The 20,609-nt window shown below is 65.9% G+C and carries 17 protein-coding genes; 13 read left to right on the top strand and 4 right to left on the bottom strand.

Translation table 11 applies throughout. The features are described 5' to 3' along the window. Window positions 1–163: 163 nt before the first annotated feature. From VVR85_RS03240 to ppk2, 9 genes are all read left to right on the top strand, one after another. Window positions 164–1,387 carry an MFS transporter gene (locus VVR85_RS03240; RefSeq protein ID WP_368519530.1) on the top strand — a complete coding sequence of 408 codons (1,224 nt, stop codon included), beginning with the start codon at window positions 164–166 and terminating at the stop codon, window positions 1,385–1,387. A gap of 136 nt (window positions 1,388–1,523) precedes the next feature. After that, the gene (glmU, locus tag VVR85_RS03235; protein WP_368519529.1) at window positions 1,524–2,984 is read left to right on the top strand and encodes a bifunctional UDP-N-acetylglucosamine diphosphorylase/glucosamine-1-phosphate N-acetyltransferase GlmU; all 1,461 of its coding nucleotides are present in this window, start codon (window positions 1,524–1,526) and stop codon (window positions 2,982–2,984) included. A 19-nt stretch (window positions 2,985–3,003) separates the two neighbouring features. Beyond that, window positions 3,004–3,981, top strand: coding sequence for a ribose-phosphate diphosphokinase (locus VVR85_RS03230; protein WP_368519528.1), 978 nt, complete (start codon window positions 3,004–3,006; stop codon window positions 3,979–3,981). 120 nt (window positions 3,982–4,101) lie between these two features. Next, window positions 4,102–4,872, top strand: a complete 771-nt coding sequence (locus VVR85_RS03225; RefSeq protein ID WP_368519527.1) for an SDR family NAD(P)-dependent oxidoreductase — start codon at window positions 4,102–4,104, stop codon at window positions 4,870–4,872. Between the two features lie 203 nt (window positions 4,873–5,075). Further along, window positions 5,076–6,404: a hypothetical protein gene (locus VVR85_RS03220; RefSeq protein ID WP_368519526.1), complete on the top strand. Its 1,329-nt coding sequence runs from the start codon at window positions 5,076–5,078 to the stop codon at window positions 6,402–6,404. A 305-nt stretch (window positions 6,405–6,709) separates the two neighbouring features. Then, entirely contained in the window at window positions 6,710–7,363 is a 654-nt protein-coding gene (locus VVR85_RS03215; protein WP_368519525.1) for a 50S ribosomal protein L25/general stress protein Ctc, read from the top strand. Window positions 7,364–7,457: 94 nt separating this feature from the next. Further along, complete coding sequence (pth, locus tag VVR85_RS03210) at window positions 7,458–8,015, top strand: aminoacyl-tRNA hydrolase (RefSeq protein WP_368519524.1); 558 nt, start codon at window positions 7,458–7,460, stop codon at window positions 8,013–8,015. Between the two features lie 6 nt (window positions 8,016–8,021). Further along, window positions 8,022–8,852 (top strand): fumarylacetoacetate hydrolase family protein, encoded by an 831-nt coding sequence (locus tag VVR85_RS03205; RefSeq protein WP_368519523.1) that lies wholly within the window; start codon window positions 8,022–8,024, stop codon window positions 8,850–8,852. A gap of 53 nt (window positions 8,853–8,905) precedes the next feature. Continuing rightward, a complete protein-coding gene (gene ppk2, locus VVR85_RS03200; RefSeq protein WP_368519522.1) occupies window positions 8,906–9,775 on the top strand; it encodes a polyphosphate kinase 2 in 870 nt (289 codons plus the stop codon). 165 nt (window positions 9,776–9,940) lie between these two features. Here the strand turns inward: ppk2 and VVR85_RS03195 are convergent, their stop codons facing one another. Continuing rightward, on the bottom strand, window positions 9,941–11,401 hold the full coding sequence (locus tag VVR85_RS03195; protein WP_368519521.1) for a glyceraldehyde-3-phosphate dehydrogenase: 1,461 nt from the start codon (window positions 11,399–11,401) through the stop codon (window positions 9,941–9,943). A gap of 66 nt (window positions 11,402–11,467) precedes the next feature. After that, window positions 11,468–12,463: a nitronate monooxygenase gene (locus tag VVR85_RS03190; RefSeq protein ID WP_368519520.1), complete on the bottom strand. Its 996-nt coding sequence runs from the start codon at window positions 12,461–12,463 to the stop codon at window positions 11,468–11,470. A 139-nt stretch (window positions 12,464–12,602) separates the two neighbouring features. On the opposite strand from VVR85_RS03190, the gene pth (VVR85_RS03185) reads away from it, so the two are divergent. The 3 genes from pth (VVR85_RS03185) to VVR85_RS03175 are packed head-to-tail and all read left to right on the top strand — an operon-like array spanning window position 12,603 to window position 15,712. Next, on the top strand, window positions 12,603–13,172 hold the full coding sequence (gene pth / locus VVR85_RS03185; protein WP_368519785.1) for an aminoacyl-tRNA hydrolase: 570 nt from the start codon (window positions 12,603–12,605) through the stop codon (window positions 13,170–13,172). A 47-nt stretch (window positions 13,173–13,219) separates the two neighbouring features. Further along, on the top strand, window positions 13,220–14,020 hold the full coding sequence (locus tag VVR85_RS03180) for an SDR family NAD(P)-dependent oxidoreductase (RefSeq protein ID WP_368519519.1): 801 nt from the start codon (window positions 13,220–13,222) through the stop codon (window positions 14,018–14,020). A 48-nt stretch (window positions 14,021–14,068) separates the two neighbouring features. Continuing rightward, complete coding sequence (locus tag VVR85_RS03175; RefSeq protein ID WP_368519518.1) at window positions 14,069–15,712, top strand: peptide chain release factor 3; 1,644 nt, start codon at window positions 14,069–14,071, stop codon at window positions 15,710–15,712. A gap of 132 nt (window positions 15,713–15,844) precedes the next feature. Here VVR85_RS03175 and VVR85_RS03170 read toward each other — a convergent pair whose 3' ends face one another. Beyond that, window positions 15,845–17,368 (bottom strand): TrkA C-terminal domain-containing protein, encoded by a 1,524-nt coding sequence (locus tag VVR85_RS03170; RefSeq protein ID WP_368519517.1) that lies wholly within the window; start codon window positions 17,366–17,368, stop codon window positions 15,845–15,847. Between the two features lie 394 nt (window positions 17,369–17,762). On the opposite strand from VVR85_RS03170, the gene VVR85_RS03165 reads away from it, so the two are divergent. Next, complete coding sequence (locus VVR85_RS03165) at window positions 17,763–19,712, top strand: MFS transporter (protein WP_368519516.1); 1,950 nt, start codon at window positions 17,763–17,765, stop codon at window positions 19,710–19,712. Window positions 19,713–19,725: 13 nt separating this feature from the next. Here the strand turns inward: VVR85_RS03165 and VVR85_RS03160 are convergent, their stop codons facing one another. Further along, window positions 19,726–20,595, bottom strand: coding sequence for a patatin family protein (locus tag VVR85_RS03160; RefSeq protein ID WP_368519515.1), 870 nt, complete (start codon window positions 20,593–20,595; stop codon window positions 19,726–19,728). Between the last annotated feature and the right edge of the window lie 14 nt (window positions 20,596–20,609).

Below are 20,609 nucleotides of genomic sequence, written 5' to 3'. Positions count from 1 at the left end.
CCAGCCTAGGCCACCGGCCTCGCCACCTGTCCCGTGTTGGCGCCGCCGCGCACAATCTCACACCGGACGAGCTTGTTCCGCCGAGCTGAAGTTCTCGCTTCGCGGGCCGCAGCGAGGCCGTCCTTACTACCCAAAATTTTCGCCGTCCAATAGGCTCAGCACCATGCAAAACAAGAATAGGGAATCCCACAACGCGCGGCGTTTCGTCTGGGCAAACGGTCTGCAAAACCTCGGCGACCAGGTGGTCTCCGCCAAGACGGTGCTGCCGTGGGCGTTCCAGGCCGCGGGCGTTCCCCATTTCTTCACCGCCTTGCTGGTGCCCTTCCGCGAGTCCGGTTCGATGCTGCCGCAGGCAGCGCTGACCCCCTGGGTGACCACGCACAACAGCCGCAAGAAGCTGTGGATGATCGGATCGGTCGGCCAGGCCGTTTCCGCTTTCCTCATCGGGCTGGTCATCATCGTCGCCCGCGGCTGGTTGCTGGGCGCCGGGGTGTTGCTGGCGCTCGCGGCGCTGTCCGTCTTTCGGGCCCTGTGCTCCATCGCGGGCAAGGACGTCCAGGGCCGCACGATTTCTAAGGGCACCCGCGGCGAGGTCACCGGCCGGGCTACCGCCGTCGGCGGCGGCGCCACCCTCATCGTTGGCATCTTCCTCGTGTTCACCGGGCACCTGCCGCAGTGGGCGCTGGGCCTGTTGGTGGTCGCCGGCTCGCTGACCTGGGCGGTGGCCACCCTGGTATTCCGCGGCATCGAGGAGCCGGTCACGGAGGAGACCCAGCAGCCGCCGGCCCAGTCCTGGTGGCGCGACACCTGGAATCTGTATACCGAAGACAGCCGCTTTCGGCAGTTCGTCAACGTCCGCTCCCTGCTGTTGGTCTCCGCACTCTCGACCACGTTTATCGTCACCCTGGCCCAGCGCAACGGCGATACGCTGCTCGGCGGCCTGGGCTCGTTCCTGTTGGCCTCCGGCGTGGCCTCGCTCATCGGCGGGCGGGTCTCCGGGGTCTTCTCCGACAAGTCGTCCCGCAACGTGATGGCCGGCGGCGCCGCGGTGGCCTCCGTGGTCCTGGTTCTTATCGTGGCTGCGGATGCCACCCTGCCCGCTGCAGTCAACCAGTGGCTGCTGCCCGCCGGCTTCTTCGTGGTCACCCTGGCCCACACCGCCATCCGCGTGGCCCGCAAGACCTACGTGGTGGACATGGCCGAGGGCGATCAGCGCACCCAGTACGTGGGCGCGGCCAACACGATGATGGGCGTCATGCTGCTCATTGTCGGCGGCATCTCCGCACTTATCGCCCTGGCCGGGCCCTCGGTTGCGCTGCTCTTTTTGGCCATCGTCGGCGCCATCGGCGTGTGGCGGGCCCGCCAGCTGGAAGACGTCTCGGCGTAGGACTTTGTGTGTACAACGCCGCGGATCGCTCCAACGTGTCTGCTCAAAAGAACGCGGCTGGGCGCGCTCCGCTATATGATGTTTAGCGAAAAACTTATTGCACTTTCGCCGATTAAGATTTTGGAGAGTTCCCCACGTGGCAAGTCCGCAACCCGTAGCCGTCATCGTTCTCGCCGCCGGCGCTGGCACCCGCATGAAGTCTGCAACGCAAAAGACTTTGCACAGCATCGGCGGCCGCACCCTTCTGGGCCATAGCCTGCACGCCGCCGCCGGCCTGGAGCCCGAGCACCTCGTGGCCGTCGTCGGCCACCAGCGTGACCAGGTCTCCCCCGCCGTCGATAGCCTCGCTGAGGAGCTCGGCCGGGAGATCCTGCAGGCGGTCCAGGAAGAACAAAACGGTACCGGCCACGCCGTGCAGTGCGGCCTGGAACCGCTACCGGACTTCGAGGGCACCGTCATCGTCACCAACGCCGACGTCCCGCTGCTGCGCGCCGAGACCATCGACGGGTTGCGCGCCGCACACCAGGAGGCCGGCAACGCGGTCACCGTGCTGTCGATGGAGCTGGACGATCCCACCGGCTACGGCCGCATCGAGCGCGCCGAGGATGGCTCCGTGCAGGCCATCGTCGAGCACAAGGACGCCAGCGACGCGCAGCGCGCTATCCGCGAGGTCAACTCCGGCGTCTTCGCCTTCGACGCCGCCACGCTGCGCTCCGCCCTGACCCGCCTGGACACCAACAACGCCCAGGGCGAGCTCTACATCACCGACGTGTTGGAGATCGCCCGCGAGGACGGCCAGTCAGTCGGCGCCTTCCGCGCCCCGGATCCGGCGGAGCTTGCCGGCGTCAACGACCGGATCCAGCTGGCCGCCGCCGGCCGCGAGCTCAACCGCCGCCTGGTGGAAGCGGCCATGCGCGGTGGCGCCACCGTGGTGGATCCGGAGACCACCTGGATTGGTGTAGGCGTGACCATCGGCCAAGACGTGACCATCCACCCCGGCACCCAGCTGTGGGGTACTACCTCCATCGGCGACAACGCCGTGGTCGGCCCCGATACCACCCTGACCGACATGCAGGTAGGAGCCGGCGCCAGCGTCATCCGCGCCCACGGCGAGGGTTCGGTCATCGGCACCGAGGCCACCGTCGGGCCGTTCACCTACATCCGCCCCGGCGTCATCCTCGGCGAAAAGGGCAAGCTGGGCGGCTTCGTCGAGGCCAAGAAGGCCCACATCGGGCCGGGCTCCAAGGTGCCGCACCTGACCTATATCGGGGACGCGACCGTCGGCCGCGAATCCAACATCGGTGCCTCCTCCGTCTTCGTCAATTACGACGGCGTCAACAAGCACCACACCACCGTGGGCGACTACGTCCGCACCGGCTCGGACACCATGTTTATTGCTCCGGTGACGGTCGGTGACGGCGTGTATTCCGGAGCGGGTACAGTAATCAAGGACGATGTTCCGGCAGGAGCACTCGTTGTCTCTGGTGGCAAGCAGCGCAACATCGAGGGCTGGGTGCAGAAGAAGCGGCCGGGTACCCCGGCGGCGGAGGCGGCAGCCCGTGCGCAAGACGAACCACATAACGGCGACCACAAATAAGAAGGGTTTTTAACTCGCTATGACTGGCAAAATCACTGGCAGCAGCAAAAACATGAAGCTGTTTTCCGGGCGCGCACACCCGGATCTGGCTGAGGCCGTAGCCAAGGAGCTCAAGACGGACCTAGTCCCCACCACCGCCCGCGACTTCGCGAACGGCGAAATCTTTATTCGCTTCGAGGAATCCGTGCGTGGTGCCGACTGCTTCGTCATGCAGTCCCACACCCAGCCGCTGAACAAGTGGCTGATGGAACAGCTCATCATGATCGATGCGCTCAAGCGCGGTTCCGCCAAGCGCATTACCGCTATCCTGCCGTTCTACCCTTACGCGCGACAGGACAAGAAGCACCGCGGCCGCGAGCCCATCTCCGCCCGCCTGGTCGCCGACCTCCTGCAGGCCGCCGGCGCAGACCGTATCGTCTCCGTCGACCTGCACACCGACCAGATCCAGGGCTTCTTCGACGGCCCGGTCGATCACATGCACGCCATGCCGATCCTGACCGACTACATCAAGAAGACCTACCCCACGGACAACATCACCGTGGTCTCCCCGGACGCCGGCCGCGTCAAGGTCGCCGAGAAGTGGGCCCACGAGCTGGGCGACGCCCCGCTGGCCTTCGTCCACAAGACCCGCTCCACCGAGGTGGCCAACCAGACCGTGTCCAACCGCGTCGTCGGTGACGTCGAGGGCCACGACTGCATCCTGCTGGATGACATGATTGATACCGGCGGCACCATCGCCGGCGCGGTCCGCGTCCTCAAGGAGGCCGGCGCCCGCAAGGTCATCATCGCCTGTACCCACGGTGTCTTCTCCGATCCGGCCCGTGAGCGCCTGTCGGAGTGCGGCGCGGAGGAGGTCATCACGACCGATACCCTGCCGCAGTCCACCGAGGGCTGGTCCAACCTGACGGTCCTGTCGATCGCGCCGCTGCTGGCCCGCACGATCCACGAGATCTTCGAAAACGGCTCGGTTACTACCCTGTTTGAGCCGCAAGACTAAGAAAAAATCACTACCCTGGGTGCCCTAGGCAACTCCCCCGTTGCGACCGTGAGCCGGAACGCCTAAACGCTCCGGTGGGTCGCAACGGTGAGGGAGCCACGACCACAAGGAAGGACACTCATGGGTAGGTTTTCTAATTTCGACGGATCCGTAGCCCTGGTCATCGGGGCCGGCTACGGAATCGGCGCCGCGGTGGCCGAGGAACTCAGCGAGTGGGGTGCTCGCCTCGTTGTCGCGGACGAAGACCCGCAGCTGCTCGGCCAGCTCGTCGAGAAGCTCCGCGCCGCCGGCGCGGAGGTCACCGGCCACGTCATGGACACCACCGTGGAGGCCGCCCACCGCGACGCCGTTGACTTGGCCGTCCAGACCTACGGCGCGCTGCACCTGGCGGTCAACTGCCCCGGCTACGGCGGCAGCGACGACCATACCGGCGAATTCGCCGTGAGCGAGTGGGATCAGCTCATCGACCGCAACCTCAACGCCGTGGCCTACGGCATGCGCTACCAGCTCGAGCAGTTCATGGACCAGGAACGTACCTCGACGTGCTCGATCGTCAACGTCGCCTCCGTGCACGGCGCCTTCGCCTCGGCGGGTAATTCCGCCTACACCGCCGCCAACCACGGCGTGGTGGGCCTGACTAAGAGCGCCGCCCTGGAATACGGCTCCAAGGCCATCCGCATTAACTGCGTGTGCCCGGCCTATGTGCGCGGCGCCCGCCTGGCCAAGGACATGGACGATGAGGCGCTGCACCTCGTCATCAATTCCCACCCGCTGGGCCGCCTGGGCCAGCCGGAAGAGGTGGCCCACTTGGTGCGTTTCCTGCTGTCCCCGGACGCGTCCTATATCACTGGCAGCGCCCACATGGTGGATGGCGGCTACACCGCTGGCTAGCATTTGCCCAGCACAGCCGCTAAAGTTCTACGTTGTTGTTGAAAGATTTCAACGTGAAAGGACTTTTTGTGAAAAAGGCTCTCATGCTGGGAATGGCGTACTTCAGTTGTACTGTCGGCGCCGGCTTCGCCTCCGGCCAAGAGATGTTGTAGTACTACGCCGCCTTCGGCTGGTGGGGTGTCATCGGCGCCATCATCGCGCTGGTGCTCATGCCCTTGGCGGCGATGATCGCCATGCAGTACGGGAGCTATTTCCAGGCGACCTCCCACGACCGCGTCTTTTCCAGCGTGTCCGGCAAGTTCCTGGCCCGCTTCGTGGACTATTCCATCACCTTCACGCAGTTTTGTATTTCCTTCGTCATGCTGGCCGGTGCGGGCGCCAACCTCAACCAGCAGTTCGGCCTGCCGCTCTGGGTGGGCTCGACGCTGATGGCCGTCGCCGTCATCATCTGCGGCATGATGAACGTCGAGAAGGTCACCAACACCCTGGGCTCTATCACCCCGTTCGTGGTTGCCCTGCTGGTGATTGCCGCGGTCTATTCCTTCATGAACGCCCCGGCGGATCTCGCCGCCGTGGGCCAGTTCGGCATCGATAACGTGGAGACCACCCTGCCGAACTGGTGGGTCTCGACCTTCAACTACGTCGGTATCGCCATGATGGGTGGCGTCTCCATGGGCATCATCATGGGCGGCGACACCACCGACGTGCGCACCGCCGGCCGCGGCGGCATCATCGGCGGCCTGCTCTTCGGCGTCCTGCTGGTCATGATGGTCGTTGCCATGATCTTCAACGTCACGGACGTCTACGAGGACGCCCTGCCGACGCTGAGCATCATCACCAACGTCAATAGCACCCTGGGCCTGTTCGCCTCGCTGGTCATCTACGTCATGATTTTCTCGACCGCGCTGGGCAACTTCTACAGCCTCTCCCGCCGTGTGTCCACGCACGCCCCGCAGCGTTTCCGCCTGACCCTCGTGGTCATCGTCATCGTCGGCTACGTGCTGTCCTTCCTGGACTTCGCCACCCTGGTCGGCGCGGTCTTCCCGATCATGGGCTACGTTGCCCTGGTGATGATCGCCGTGCTGATCTTCACCTGGCTGGCCCGCGGCCGCGGCATCATCACCGCCGAGTCCCGCCGCCGCGACAAGATCCGCTCCCTGGTGCTGCGCATGATCGACCCGAAGCAGAAGTTCAGCAACGCCCAGCGCACCGAGCTCTCCCACGAGATCTTCCACTCCAACCTGGCTTCCCAGCCGCTGCGCGAATCCGTCTCCCAGGAGGTCATCGCGGAGCTGGACGCGGACTCCAGCAACCCGTTCAGCGCCGAAGGCTACGAGGTGGATGAAGACTGGCTGGAGGGGCGCTACGAGCCCATCCAGCGCGGCCAGGTGCGCTACGTCAGCAAGACCGACCCGACCGGGTACGACGCCGACGGCAACCCCATCGCCGCGTCCGACAAGGCGGCTAACGATGCCGCGGCCGAAGCCCCCGTCACGGCGCGCCCGCAGAAGGCCTCCGAGCAGGACTCCTAGGAGTGACCAGCACTCCTAGGCGTATATGGTGTCTCGAGGCACCATGCTCCCCGGGGCACGGAAATTGCGTCGCCGGGGCCGCGCGTGCTAGATTTCTATCTGTCTCGGCGAGGGCTGACTAACCACGCGCGTGGTGTTGGCCGTTATCGACGCGATTGATAAAACTACATTCCAAGCTTCACTTATTTAAGCCTGCGATGTGACTCGACCAAGACGTCCATCGGCAGGCTTTAGTCGTATTTATACGCCAAGTCCTTGCCGTGTGTACTTTATTTCGACCTACATTCGACTCACAAGGAGAAACAATGGCTAACGAACGCCCTGTCATCAAGGCCGAAGCCCGTACCGAGTTCGGTAAGGGTGCTGCTCGCCGCCTGCGCCGCGAGTGGAAGATCCCCGGCGTGATCTACGGCTCCAACACCGAGCCGATCCACTTCGCCGCTGGCCTGCTGGAAATCCAGACCCTGCTGCGTTACCACGGCGTCAACGCCGTTCTCGAGCTGGAGATCGACGGCCAGCAGCACCTGACCATGGTTAAGCACGTCGACCAGAACGTGCTGACCCTGGACGTTGACCACATCGACCTGCTGTCCATTAAGCGCGGCGAGAAGGTCGAGGTCGAGGTTCCGGTCACCGTCGAGGGCGAGCCGGCTCCGGGCATGATGTACCTGCAGGACGCCGACGTCATCATGATCGAGGCCGACGTACTCAACATTCCGGAAGAGATCGTCGTTTCCATCGAGGGCGCCGAGGACGGCACCGTCGTCACCGCTGCCGACCTGACCATGCCGGAAGGCTCCACCCTGGTCGCCGACGACGACACCGTCATCGTCTCCATCTCCGAGCCGGAGGTTGACACCGAGCTCGAGGAGGCCGCCGAGGCTGCTGAGGAAGGCGGCGCCGACGCTGGTGCCGAGTCCGTCGACGAGGGCGAGTCCTCCTCCGAGGACGAGGAGTAATCACTCTCCCCTCGCTAGGGACTTACTGCGGGCCCTCCACGCCACGTGCGTGGGGCGGCCCGCCTTTCTTTATGCCTGTGCCACAATGGTGGGCATGAGTGACGCTCCCCTGCTAATCGTCGGCCTGGGCAACCCGGGTCCGAAATATACCGGCACCCGGCACAACATCGGCCACGAGGTCATCGCGGAGCTCGCCAGCCGGGCCACGCCGCAGGCCGCCAGCCTAAGCCTCAACCGGAAGACCAACGCGGAGATCGCCGAGCTCGCCCCGGGACGCCTGGGCGCCCGGCGTATCATCCTGGCCCAGCCCCGCACGTTCATGAACACCTCCGGCGGGGCGGTCAAGGCGCTGGCGAATTATTTCTCCGTTCAGCCGGCGGACATCGTTATTATTCACGACGAGCTGGAGCAGGACTTCGGCGCCGTACGGCTGCGCCTGGGCGGCGGGGACCACGGCCACAACGGTCTGCGTTCGGTCACGAAGTCCCTGGGTACGAAGGATTACCAGCGCCTGTCGGTGGGCATCGGCCGCCCGCCCGGGCGCATGGACCCGGCCAGCTTCGTACTGGCGCGGTTTTCCAAGAAGGAGGCTGCGGACGTGCCGATCATCGCAGCCGATGCCGTAGATGAGATGCTGCGCACGTTAACATAACCTTTTATGAGGCTAGCTACCCTGAGGACCCAGTACGGCACGACCACCGTCCGCGTGGACAGCGACTACACCGGCGTGGAGCTCGACCACGAGGACGTGGGCGCCCTCCTGCGCAGCGGCGACTGGCGCAAGGCTGCCCAGCTCTCCGGCGAGCCCATCGTCTTCGACCACGAGGATCTAGCCCCGGTCATCCCGCAGCCCGAGAAGATCATCTGCGTCGGCCTCAACTACGCCCGCCACATCCGGGAGATGGGCCGGCAGGCGCCGGACCAGCCCACGCTCTTCGTGAAATTCGCCGACGCCCTCACCGGGCCTTTCAGCGACGTGTCCATCCCCGGCTACGCGCAGAGCAAGCTCGACTACGAGGGCGAACTCGCCGCGGTCATCGGCACCCGCGCGCACCGCATCGATCGCAGCCGCGCGCTGTCGCACGTGGCCGGCTACGCCATCATGAACGACTACACCCTGCGCGATTTCCAACGCCAGACCACGCAGTTCCACGCCGGCAAGTCCTTCTACCGCAGCTCCGGCTTCGGGCCGTGGCTCACCACCGCGGATGAGTGGTCGCCGGGTTCCGGCGCCCGGCTGACCACCACGGTCAACGGTGAGACCCGCCAGGACGACAACACCGACGACCTGATTTTCCCGGTCGCCGAGCTCGTCTCCTTCTGCTCGCACCTCTACCCGCTCAACCCCGGCGACGTCATCGTCACCGGCACCCCGGAGGGCGTCGGCTTCGCCCGCGACCCGCAGCAGTTCTTGGGCCACGGCGACACCGTGCGCGTGGCGATTGAGGGCCTCGGCCACATCGAAAACACCACGGTCTTCGCCGATTAATATTCATCTTTGATGGGTTTTCCCCACGGCCTCCCGGCGGCTACGATTGAATTATGAGCAAGAAAGACACGAAGACCACCCAGCCGCCGAAGCTGAACAAGAAGGCCTACGAGGACGAGCTCAAGCGCCTGCAGGCCGAGCTGGTCGACATGCAGCAGTGGGTCGTCGAGACCGGCGCCCGCGTGGTCATCATCATGGAAGGCCGCGACGCCGCCGGCAAGGGCTCGGCGATCAAGCGGATCACCCAGTACCTCAACCCGCGCTCCTGCCGCGTGGAGGCACTTCCCGCCCCGACCTCCCGGGAGCGCGGCCAGTGGTACTTCCAGCGCTATATCGAGAAGCTGCCCACCGCGGGCGAGATCGTCATCTTCGACCGCTCCTGGTACAACCGCGCCGGCGTCGAGCGCGTCATGGGCTTTTGCACGGAACAGGAATACGTCCGCTTCCTGCACCAGGCCCCGATCTTCGAGCAGATGCTCGTCGAGGACGGCATTATGCTGCGCAAGTACTGGTTCTCCGTCTCCGACGAAGAGCAGATCGCCCGCTTCGAGTCCCGCCGCAACGATCCGCTGCGCCGTTGGAAGCTCTCGCCGATGGACCTGCAGTCCATCACCCGCTGGGAGGACTACTCGCGCGCCAAGGACGCGATGTTCATCCACACCGACACCCCCACCGCGCCGTGGTACACCGTCGAGTCGGAGGACAAGAAGCGCTCGCGCATCAACGTCATCTCGCACCTGCTCAGCTCCATCCCCTACCAGAAGATCGAGCGCGAGATGCCGGAAATCCCGCAGCGCCCGGCCTCCGACGGAGAGGAATACGAGCGCCCGGCCCGCGAGGAATTCAAGTACGTCCCCGACGTGGCCGCCAACCTCGTGCGCGGCAAGCAGGATAAGAAGAAAAAGAAGGACAAGAAGAACTAGTCCCTGCTCTTCGAGCTAAGCGGCGCCAGTCGCTTAGCCGAAATCCCAAAAATCCCCCGCCAGGTGGAACAATCCAGCTGGCGGGGGAATTTTTGTCCGGCTGCCCAAAGCCGGCCCCAGCGCTTAGGTGGTTAACACCGCGCTGCGCGCTGGGGCCTGAGAACCTTAGAGCTGCGAGGCGTGGATGCGGCTAGGCAGGACCTTCGGGCGGGCGTTGGCCAGGCGCTCGACGATGCGGATGACCTGGTTAGAGTAGCCGAACTCGTTGTCGTACCAGACGTAGAGCACCAGGTGCTTGCCGCTGGCGATGGTGGCCAGGCCGTCGACGATGCCGGCGTGGGTGGAGCCGACGAAGTCGGAGGAGACAACCTCCGGGGAGGCGATGTAGCTGATCTGCTGGCGCAGGTGGGAGCGCAGCGAGACGTCGCGCAGGAAGTTGTTGACCTCGTCGCGCTCCACCTCGCGCTCCAGCTCCAGGTTCAACACGGCCATGGACACGTCCGGGGTGGGAACGCGGATGGCGTTGCCGGTCAGCTTGCCCTCGAAGTCCGGGACGGCCTTGGCCACGGCCTTAGCGGCGCCGGTCTCGGTCAGGACCATGTTCAGGCCGGCGGCGCGGCCACGGCGGTCGCCCTTGTGGTAGTTGTCGATGAGGTTCTGGTCGTTGGTGAACGAGTGGGCGGTCTCGACGTGGCCGTGGACCACGCCGTAGCGCTCGTTGATGACCTGCAGGACCGGGGTGATGCCGTTGGTGGTACAGGAAGCCGCGGACAGGATGTTGTCGTCCTCAGCGATGTCGCCGTCGTTGATGCCGTAGACGATGTTCTTGATGTCGCCCTTGCCCGGGGCGGTCAGCAGCACGCGGGCGATGCCCGGGGCCTCCAAGTGCTGGGACAGGCCCTCGCGGTTGCGCCACGCGCCGGTGTTGTCGACCAGGATGGCGTCCTTGATGCCGTACTGGGTGTAGTCGATGGTGGCCGGGTCGGAGGCGTAGATGACCTTGATCTTGGTGCCGTTGGCCCAGATGACCTCGTTTTCCTCATCCACGGAGATGGAGCCGTTGAAGGCGCCGTGGACGGAGTCGCGGCGCAGCAGGGAGGCGCGCTTGAGGATGTCGCCGTCGCCCTTCTTGCGCACGACGATGGCGCGCAGGCGCACGCCGCCGTAAGCGGCCTCGCGGGCGATCAGGATACGGGCCAGCAGGCGGCCGATGCGGCCGAAGCCGTAGAGCACGACGTCGGTGCATTCCTTGTTGACGCCGGCGCCGACGACCTCAACCAGCTCCTGCTCGAGGTAGTCGCGCAGGCTGTTGTAGTTGTCCTTTTCCTCTTCGTAGCCGATGACCAGGCGCCCCACGTCGACGGAGGCAGAACCCAGGTTCATCTCGGTCAGTGCCTGGATGATCGGCAGGGTCTCGAAGGTGGACAGCTCGCGCTCCGCGATGCGGCGGGCGTAGCGGTGGCTCTTAATGATGTCGATGTCGGTGACGCCCACCAGCGGGCGGCCGAAGATCGTGGTGACGACATTGTTTTTGCGGTGAAGCTGGTGGATTAGCGGCAGCATCTCCTGCGCCTTTTCGAGGCGCTCATTCCAGTTTTCTTGCCACACGTGCGAGTTCGCGGTCACGAAATCAATCCTTTTCACGGTCCGATGGGTGTACAACCAATTCTCAACCAAAAAGTTTATCGCGTTCTAGTTCGCCTTTTGGTTAAGACGGCGGAGGATGTCTTCCACCCTACCCCCGCCCAGCCCAGTGGCCGGTTCGCCGACGAGGCAGTATGCCACCGCCTTATCCCCCGCCGCGCGCCGCGATCGCAGAATCTGGTTGAGATGGGGGTAGATGGCAGGGGCATCCGGGTGCTGGGCGGTGTACTCCGTCGCCAGGCCCCGGGCCACCCGACCGCTGAAAGCCCGGGTGGAGACGGTCGGCCCGCCCTTGGAAAGCATTTCCCGGTTGGCCGGGCTCGTCCCCGCCTCATCGGCTAGGAGGAAGGCGGAGCCACAGACCGCGGCCGCCACCCCCGGCAGGCCAAGCACCCGGGCGACGTCCTCCGCGGTGCGCAGGCCGCCCGCGGCCAGCAGCGGCAAGCCCACCTGGCAGGCGCGCACCAGATCCGGCAGCGCGCGCTGGTCCGGCTCGGCGTATTCGTCCCAGATACCGCGGTGCCCGCCGGCGTCGGGTCCCTGCACGCACAACACGTCGGCCCCCGCCTCCGCGGCGGCGTGTGCCTCGGCCGGGTTGGTCACGGTCACCCAGGCCTCCGTCCCGCGGCCGTGGATGCGCGCGATCTCCGCGCCGCTGAAGGGGCCGAACATCGCCCAGACCACCCGCGGCGGGGTGGACACGCCCAAGGCGAGGTCGAGCTTGGCGTCCCAACCGAAGCTGTAGTCCGCGGCGGCCAGCTCCACCCCTTCGGCCGCCGCCACTGCCAAGGCGGCCTGGCGCTCCTGCTCGCGCAGCGGCTGTTGGGGATGGAAGAGGTTAACCGCCCAGCGGGTGGTGCCGGTGTCCAGCAGCTGCTCGAGCTGCGCTTCTGCCTGCTCACGGCTGGCCGTGCCCCACGCTAGCGTGCCCAGCGAGCCGGCCTTCGCGGCCGCCGCTACCAGCGCCGGGGTGGTAGGCCCGCCGGCCATAGGCGCCGGCAGGACGGGGCAGGTGAGTTCGTCTAGGACCGTGCTAGCTGTCATGCCTTAGAAGGATATATGCCAGACTAAAAGCGTGTCTTTTTTAGATAAACTCTTAAGCCCCTTCCGGAAGTCTTCCGCACACGGTTCTGCCCGGTCCGCGTCGTCGGGCTCTGCGCACACCGCGCCCGCGCCGGAGGACCTGCGCGCCGAGTGGCTCATCGTCGGCCTGGGCAACCCGGGCCCCAAATACGCGGCGACGCGGCACAACGTCGGTTTCATGGCTATAGATGACCTGCTGGCGGCTACCGGCGGGCTGGTCCAGCCGGTGCGCGGGCTGGCGGCCGACGCCGCCTCCTTGGACATCGACGGCACGCCGGTACTGGCCGTGCGCCCGCAAAACTTTATGAACTTAAGCGGCGAGCCGGTCGGCGAGCTGGCACGGCGCCTAGGCGTGCCGCCGGAGCGCATTATTGTCATTCACGACGAGCTCGACCTACCCGCCCACAAGGTACGGCTCAAGCAGGGCGGCAATGAGAACGGGCACAACGGCCTGAAATCCCTGACCGAGCACCTGGGCACGCGGGACTACCTGCGGGTGCGCATCGGCATCGGCCGCCCGCCGAAGGGCTCGTCCATCCCCGACTATGTCCTGGGCCCGGTGGATGCCAGCCGCGGGCTGGATACGGCGATTAGCACCGCTGCTGAGGGCGCCCGGCTCATCGTGGACAAGGGCCTGGCGGCCGCGCAGAATACTATCCACTCCCGCTAAGCGCGAAAGCGCCGGATCCCGGGCGGCGGCCGCGCTAGTCTAAAGATATGAAAACCTTCGTCATCACCGGCGCCTCCGATGGCGTCGGAGCCGCCGCTGCCCGCCTCATCCACCGCACCCGCCCCGACGATCGCATCGTCGTGGTCGGCCGCAACCCGGAGAAAACCGCGCGCGTCGCCGCGGACCTCGACGCCCCGCACTTGGTCGCGGATTTCGAGTCCCTCCGCGAGGTCCGCGAGCTAGCGGACAAGCTGGCCGAGTTCGGCCCGCTGGCCGGGCTGGCCAACAACGCCGGCGGCATCTTCGACGGACCGCTGACCACGGCGGACGGCTTCGAGCGCACCTGGCAGGTCAACGTGGTGGCCCCGTTCCTGCTAACTACCTTGCTGCGCGAGCAGCTCGGTAGCGCGCCGGTGGTGCAGACCGCCTCGATCGCCAACGTCCTGCTCGCCAAGTTCGACCCCGAGGACCCGAACACCTTCCGCGGCTTCAGTTCGGAGCGCGCCTACGGCAACGCGAAGCTGGGCAGCATCCTGCTGACCCGCTACCTGCACGAGCAAGGGCTGAATTCCGTGGCCTTCCACCCCGGCGTGCTGGCCACGAATTTCTCGCGCACCTCCAACGCCCGCCTGTCCAAGGCCTACACCGGGCGGCTGGGCCGGCACTTCGGCTCGGCCGAGGACGGTGCCCACAACCTAGCGTTTTACCTGACCGGCACGCCGGGTATCCACTTCACGCCGGGCGAGTACTACAACAACCACCAGCGGCCGGGCCGCCAGAAGAAGGTCTCCGACGCCGAAATCAGCGCTTTGTTTGATGCCCTGGGAAATAGGCTGCACCTCGACTAGGCCCCGTGCGATTAAACGTCCCTACTACTGGGAAGTAAACTATGCGCCATGAGTATTGCCGCTGAAGCCAACCGCCGCCGCACCTTCGCCGTTATCGCCCACCCGGACGCCGGTAAGTCCACGCTGACCGAGGCTTTGGCGCTGCACGCCCACATCATCAACGAGGCAGGTGCGGTGCACGGCAAGGCCGGCCGCAAGTCCACCGTCTCCGACTGGATGGACATGGAAAAAGACCGCGGCATCTCCGTGGCCTCGTCGGCCCTGCAGTTCGAGTACGCGCCCGAGGGCCACGAGGGCGAGCCGTACATGATCAACCTGGTCGACACCCCGGGCCACGCGGACTTCTCGGAGGACACCTACCGCGTGCTGACCGCGGTGGACGCGGCCGTCATGCTGATCGACGCTGCCAAGGGCCTCGAGCCGCAGACCCTCAAGCTGTTCCGCGTGTGTAAGGCCCGCGGTCTGCCGATCATCACCGTGATCAACAAGTGGGACCGCGTGGGCCGGGAGCCGCTGGAGCTGGTCGATGAGATCGTCAACGAGATCCAGCTGCAGCCGACGCCGCTGTACTGGCCGGTGGGCATCGCGGGCGATTTCCGCGGCCTCGCCCACGTCAACGACGACGGCGAAGCTGACGAGTACATCCACTTCATCCGCACCGCCGGCGGTTCCACCATCGCCCCGGAGGAGCACTACTCCCCCGCCGACGCCGCCGCGAAGGAGGCCGACGTCTGGGAGACCGCCGCGGAAGAGGCCGAGCTGCTGGCCGCCGACGGCGCGGTGCACGACCAGGAAATGTTCGAGCAGTGCGTGACCAGTCCGCTGATCTTCGCCTCGGCGATGCTGAACTTCGGCGTGCACCAAATCCTGGACACCCTGTGCGCCATCGCGCCTGCGCCGCGCGAGCGCGAATCCGATCCGAAGGCCCTGGAGGCCGCCGACTCGGGCGCGTCCAGCGCGATGGACGCCGTGCGCGAGGTCACCGATGACTTTTCCGGCGTCATCTTCAAGGTCCAGGCCGGCATGGATCAGAAGCACCGCGATAACTTGGCATTCATGCGCGTGGTCTCCGGCTGCTTCGAGCGCGGCATGCAGGTCCACCACGCCCAGTCCGGGCGCTCGTTCTCCACCAAGTACGCGCTGACGGTCTTCGGCCGCACCCGCGACACGGTGGATGCCGCCTACCCGGGCGATATCGTCGGTCTGGTCAACGCCGGCTCGCTCGCCCCCGGTGACACCATCTACACCGGCCGCAAGGTGCAGTTCCGCCCGATGCCTCAGTTCGCCCCGGAGGCCTTCCGGATCCTGCGCGCGAAGTCGCTGGGCAAGTACAAGGCCTTCCGCAAGGGCCTAGATCAGCTCGCCGCCGAAGGCGTGGTCCAGATCCTGCGCAACGACGCCCGCGGCGATGCCTCCCCGGTCATGGCCGCGGTCGGCCCCATGCAGTTCGAGGTCATGCAGGCCCGCATGGAGTTGGAGTACAACGTCGAGACCGTCACCGAGCCCATCCCCTACTCCGTGGCGCGCCGCACCGACGCCGAGTCGGCCCCCGAGCTGGGCCGCCAGCGCGGCGTGGAGATCTTCACCCGCACCGACGGCGAGCTGATCGCCCTCTTCGGCGACAAGTGGAAGCTGGCCTTCATCGAGAAGGAACACCCCGAGCTGACCATGGAAACCCTGGTCGCCGACTAGGCCACCAGCCGCCCCGACAACCGGGGCCATAGACGAAGGGTGCCTGACCGGAAACTTACCGGTCAGGCACCCTTTATTTGCTTTATTCTCTGCAGCCGCTGACTAGAGCCTCAGGCTTAGGCCCGCAGCCAGCTAGAACATCAGCATGAACGGGATGACTACGATCTTGACCACCTGGGCCACGACGATGGTCGAGGCGTAGCCGGTCATGATGCGGGAGTCGGTGCTGACCCCGGTGGCGTAGTTGACCACCGCGGGCTGGCCGAAGATACCGGACACGCCACCGACGGTGCGGGTCTCGGACTGGCCCAGCATGCGACTGAACAGCGCGAAGAGGACGATGACGACGATGGTAACCAGCGCCGCCAGCACCATGGCCTTCAGGCCCACGATGGAAAACGCGGTGGAGACGAAGGCCTCGCCGGAGGCCAGGCCCACCGAGGCCAGGAAGATCATCAGGCCCCACTGCTGGAACGAGGTGTTGATGGAGGAAGGAACCTGCCACGGCACCCGGCGGGTGCGGTGGACCGCGCCGAGCACCAGGCCGGTGATCAGCGGGCCCAGGGCGAAGCCCAGCTCGAAGGAGGCTCCGCCCGGCAGCGGGATCACGATGAGCGAAATCAGGTAGCCGATGAACAGGCCGCCGGCCACGGCCACCCAGTTCAGCTCCGCGTAGGACTTGACCGAGTTACCGAAGTAGTCGCGGATATCGCCCAGGCGGTCGAACTTCACGATGAGCTCCACGACGTCGCCGGAAGCCAGGTGCGTGTCATCGTTGGCCAAGAACAGCTCGTCGCCGCGGCGCACGCGCAGGATGCGGCCGCCGTAGCGCTCGAAGAGGTTGAGCTCGCCGACGGTGCGGCCGGCGACGTCCTCGTTGGAAATCGCCACGTCCTCGATGACCAGGCGCTTGTCCACGAACGGGGTCTGCGGCTGGCGCTTGCCCAGGGCCTTGACCAGCTCGCGCGAGTAGGACTTGGTCACCATCACGCGCATGATGTCGCCGGCGTGGATCTCCGGCGAGTCGCCGGCCACCATGACCTTATTGCCGCGGCGGATGGTCGCGATGATGAAGTGCTCGCCGAATTCTTCTTCCAGGTCCGCCATGTTGACGTCGTTCTTCGTCACGCGCACTGTGATGGCGCGGAAGACCTGATCAGCGGAGTTGTCCTGGTCCTTCTTCGCGGGCCAGGTCTGCTTCAGGATGAAGGAAACCATGAGGATGGCCACGGCCACGCCCACCGGGTAGCCCAGGGAGTAGGCCACGGCCGGCAGGTCCTCGCCGGTCTGCTGCTGGGCGACGGCCAGCGAGGCCGTCGACGTCGTCGCGCCGGAGAAGACGCCTACCGCGCCCAACGGGGAAATCCCCAGAATGCCACCGAAGCCCAGCGCGGCCCCGGCTGCCAAGATCACTGCGGCCGCGGCCGCCATCATCTGCTTAATCTGCTCAGATAATTCCTTGAAGAAACGTTCCCCGGCGGACAGGCCCTGCATGTAGATGAACAGACCCAAGCCCATTTCCTGTAACTTGCTCAGGATGGTCTCGTCCAGGTCCACGAAGGAACCGAAGGCGAGCCCCACGAACAACGTGCCGGCCGCGCCGAAGCGCAGCGGCCCGAAGGGGATCATCCCGAACAAGGTGCCGAGCACGATCATCAAGAAGATGGTCAGTAGCTCATTACCTTTAAAATTTCTAACACGTTACTTAATTCTAAGCGGTCGGGTGCGCTTCGCCAGCCGAGGCCCTGCCCTGACTAGGCCCGTCGCTGGGCAGCACCCCTTTCAGGGGCAAACTTTCGACGTCGACAGCGCCCACCAACTAGAGCCGCCCCAGCAGGTGCCGCTACACTGTCGGGCCGGCTGGAACACGAGACATGTATCGCGCCTAGTACCCACTTTTGGTACCCACCTTTAGCGCCCATTTTTATACCCACGCTGAGGGCGCGGCGGTGCGAGTAAATCTGCTAACGCCACGATGCCTTTGTCACGCAGGTCTTCCTGGTGATAGTCCGTTTTCTCTTCACCCGCTACAACCTACAGAGGTGTTTCCTTGGCTGCTTCACATTCTGCTGCGCCTGCCCAATCGGCTAAGCCGGCCGGGCTTTCCATCATCATCGCCGCCGCGTTTTCGGCGTTCCTCGCCACGTTCAATGAGACTTTCCTGAACGTGGCCTTTACTCCCATCATGGCCGACTTCGGCGTGGAGGTGACCACCGTCCAGTGGCTGGCCACCGCCTATATGCTGGGCGCGGCCGTGATGACCCCGACCGCGGGTTTCTTCTTCCGCCGCTTTAATACCAAGCCGCTGTACCTGGCCACGACCGCCACCCTGATTATCGGCTCCGTCGTCGCTGCCCTGGCCCCGAACTTCACCGTGCTGCTGCTCGGCCGCATCATCCAGTCGCTAGGCACGGGCCTGCTCGTGCCCATCGGCATGAATATCGCCCTGACCGTCGCCCCGCGCGAGAAGCTGGGCACGTTCATGGGGCTGATGGGCGCGATGACCACGCTGGGCCCGTCCGTGGCCATCGTGGTCTCCGGCGGCCTGCTGGAGCTGGCCTCCTGGCGCCTGCTGCTGTGGTTCTTCGGCGGGCTGGCCCTAATCAGCTTCTTCGTCGGCTGGATCGTGGTCTACAACATCTCCGAACACGCCAAGACCACCCTGGACGCGCTCTCCGTGGCCTTGGTTGCCGTCGCGCTCATCGGGCTGCTCTACGGCATTTCCACCATCTTCGGCCCGCAGCGCCTCGTCGCCATCGCCGCCATCGTCATCGGCGCGCTAGCCCTGGCCGCCTTCGTGCGCCGCCAGCGCACCAGCGCCGATCCGCTCATCGATCTCCGCCCGTTGGGGGTCTTCGCCTTCCGCGCCGGCGTGACCATCAACATCGTCGCGCTCATCATCGTCTTCTCGATGAATATCCTCGTGCCGATCCACCTGCAGTCGGTGCACGGCACCACGGGGCTGACCGCCTCGCTGGTGCTCTTCCCCGCCATCCTCATGGCCGTCATCCTCGGCCCGGTCGCCGGCAAGATTTACGACGCGCGCGGCCCGCAGCTCATCCTGCCGCTGGGTATGGCGCTGATGGCCGTGTTCTCCCTGGCGACCTCCTGGGCCATGAGCGGGGAGGTCCTCTGGGCCATCACGCTGTGGTACATCCCGGCCATCGTGGGCTCCGCCCTGGCCATCGGCCCGGTGCAGTCCTTCGCTCTATCTTCGCTGCCGCGCCACCTGAACGCGCACGGCGTGACCATCTTCTCCACCTCGTTCCAGGTCGCCGGCTGTATCGGTTCGGCGGTCTCCACCGGCATTTACGGCGCCTTCGTCTCCTCCGGGCAGGGGTCTGATGACACCGCCAACCGCGGCTTCCTGTCCGTCGGCGCGCTGCTGTTCGTCCTCGCCGCCGGGGCGGCAGTCCTGGCGGTTGCCGGCACCCGGTCCCGCACTGCGCACGACGCCACCGACACCGCCCCGGAGGCGGACCACGCGGCCCCGGCGGTCACGGATTCCCTGGTCAGCCAGCTCATGAAGACCGACGTCTACCACCTGCCGCCTGCCGCCACGATCCGCCAGGCGCTGCAGGTCTTCGTGGACAAGAAGATCTCGGCCGTGCCCCTGCTGGCCGCCGACGGCACCCTACGCGGCATCGTCTCCGACGGCGACGTACTGGGTGCGCTGGGCACCCAGGTCCCGCGTTTTACCACGCCTTATGCCTTCCTCATCCACCACGGCGAGGACGAGTTCAGCGTCGAGGTCGCCGCGGTGCTCGACAAGCCGGTGGCCGACATCGCCACCACCGACGTGGTCACGGTTGATACCGACGACGACCTCGGTACGATTTCCGCGGTGCTGGCCGAGCGCCACCTGAAGAAGGCGCCCGTAGTCGATGCCGCCGGCCGCGTCGTCGGCGTCATCAACCGCTCGGACATCAACCGCTACCTGGTCGCAACCTACGTCTCCGCCGCCCCGCACGCCTCGGCAGCCGGCAACGGCGAGGCTTAAGCGGGGACGCGACCTAGCCGCGCAGGAACTCCTGCCAGGCGGGCCATTCGCGCTCGACCTGGCGGGCGCCGGCGGCGAAGTTGGCCCGCAGCTTGGCCACCGAGCGCTCCGTCGAGGACACCAGCATCTCCTCCGGACAGAAGAGATAGGCCTGGCCGGCCCGCTCCAGCTCCGCCAGCCGCGCGCGGGAGGCGTTGAACCGGTCCGGGCGGGCGATGAGTGCGTCCGCGATGGCCGGGTAGCGCCGGAAGAGCCCGCGCACCATGCTGGGCCGGCGCGTCTTGGGCCGGATATAGTCCCGCGGCTTGGATCCGACGAAGAAGAACTTTGTATACCCGGCCAGCTCGGCCTGCTCGATGGTGATCCCGCCGTGCTCGCCGAGGGCACCGTCGACGTAGGGCGCGCCGTCGATCACCCGCAGCGGCATCAGCAACGGCAGGGTCGAGGAAGCGCGCACCCGCACGAAAAGATCCTCCGGGACGGTCACGTCCGCGCGCGTCCAGTAGACGGACTCCCCGGTGTCGGCGCGCGTGGCGGCCAGGTTCATCTCCGCCGGGTTGGCCTGGTAGCCCTCCCAATCGAAGGGCAGGTCCTGGTCGGCGGATTTTTCGTAGATGTACTCCGCGTTGAAATAGCCCTTGCCCCGCAGCAGGGAGCCCACGCCGCCGAAGCTGGGGTTCTTGGCAAAATCGGTGAAGGAATCCTCCGCGCGGATGGGGTCCCCCGACAGGTAGTTGACCGTGTGCGAGGAACCCGCAGAGACCCCGCCGACCCAGCCGAACTGGACCTCCTGCTGGATGAACTGCACGATGCACGCGGCGGTATAAGAGTTGCGCATCCCGCCGCCTTCGATGACGAGCGCGGTATCCGAGGCATCAATCATAATGGCCGCCATTC

It is taken from the genome of Corynebacterium sp. LK2590, from assembly GCF_040946105.1.
Taxonomy (GTDB): Bacteria; Actinomycetota; Actinomycetes; order Mycobacteriales; family Mycobacteriaceae; genus Corynebacterium.
This window is presented reverse-complemented; position numbering and strand designations above follow the sequence as displayed.

Bases quoted from the DNA above. Each gene is read 5' to 3' on its own strand.
- VVR85_RS03230 (WP_368519528.1), top strand. From the start codon at position 3,004: ATGACTGGCAAAATCACTGGCAGCAGCAAAAACATGAAGCTGTTTTCC.
- pth (WP_368519524.1), top strand. From the start codon at position 7,458: ATGAGTGACGCTCCCCTGCTAATCGTCGGCCTGGGCAACCCGGGTCCG.
- VVR85_RS03175 (WP_368519518.1), top strand. From the start codon at position 14,069: ATGAGTATTGCCGCTGAAGCCAACCGCCGCCGCACCTTCGCCGTTATC.
- VVR85_RS03170 (WP_368519517.1), bottom strand. From the start codon at position 17,368: ATGATCGTGCTCGGCACCTTGTTCGGGATGATCCCCTTCGGGCCGCTG.
- VVR85_RS03215 (WP_368519525.1), top strand. From the start codon at position 6,710: ATGGCTAACGAACGCCCTGTCATCAAGGCCGAAGCCCGTACCGAGTTC.
- ppk2 (WP_368519522.1), top strand. From the start codon at position 8,906: ATGAGCAAGAAAGACACGAAGACCACCCAGCCGCCGAAGCTGAACAAG.
- VVR85_RS03225 (WP_368519527.1), top strand. From the start codon at position 4,102: ATGGGTAGGTTTTCTAATTTCGACGGATCCGTAGCCCTGGTCATCGGG.
- VVR85_RS03160 (WP_368519515.1), bottom strand. From the start codon at position 20,595: ATGATTGATGCCTCGGATACCGCGCTCGTCATCGAAGGCGGCGGGATG.
- VVR85_RS03205 (WP_368519523.1), top strand. From the start codon at position 8,022: ATGAGGCTAGCTACCCTGAGGACCCAGTACGGCACGACCACCGTCCGC.
- VVR85_RS03180 (WP_368519519.1), top strand. From the start codon at position 13,220: ATGAAAACCTTCGTCATCACCGGCGCCTCCGATGGCGTCGGAGCCGCC.
- VVR85_RS03240 (WP_368519530.1), top strand. From the start codon at position 164: ATGCAAAACAAGAATAGGGAATCCCACAACGCGCGGCGTTTCGTCTGG.
- VVR85_RS03190 (WP_368519520.1), bottom strand. From the start codon at position 12,463: ATGACAGCTAGCACGGTCCTAGACGAACTCACCTGCCCCGTCCTGCCG.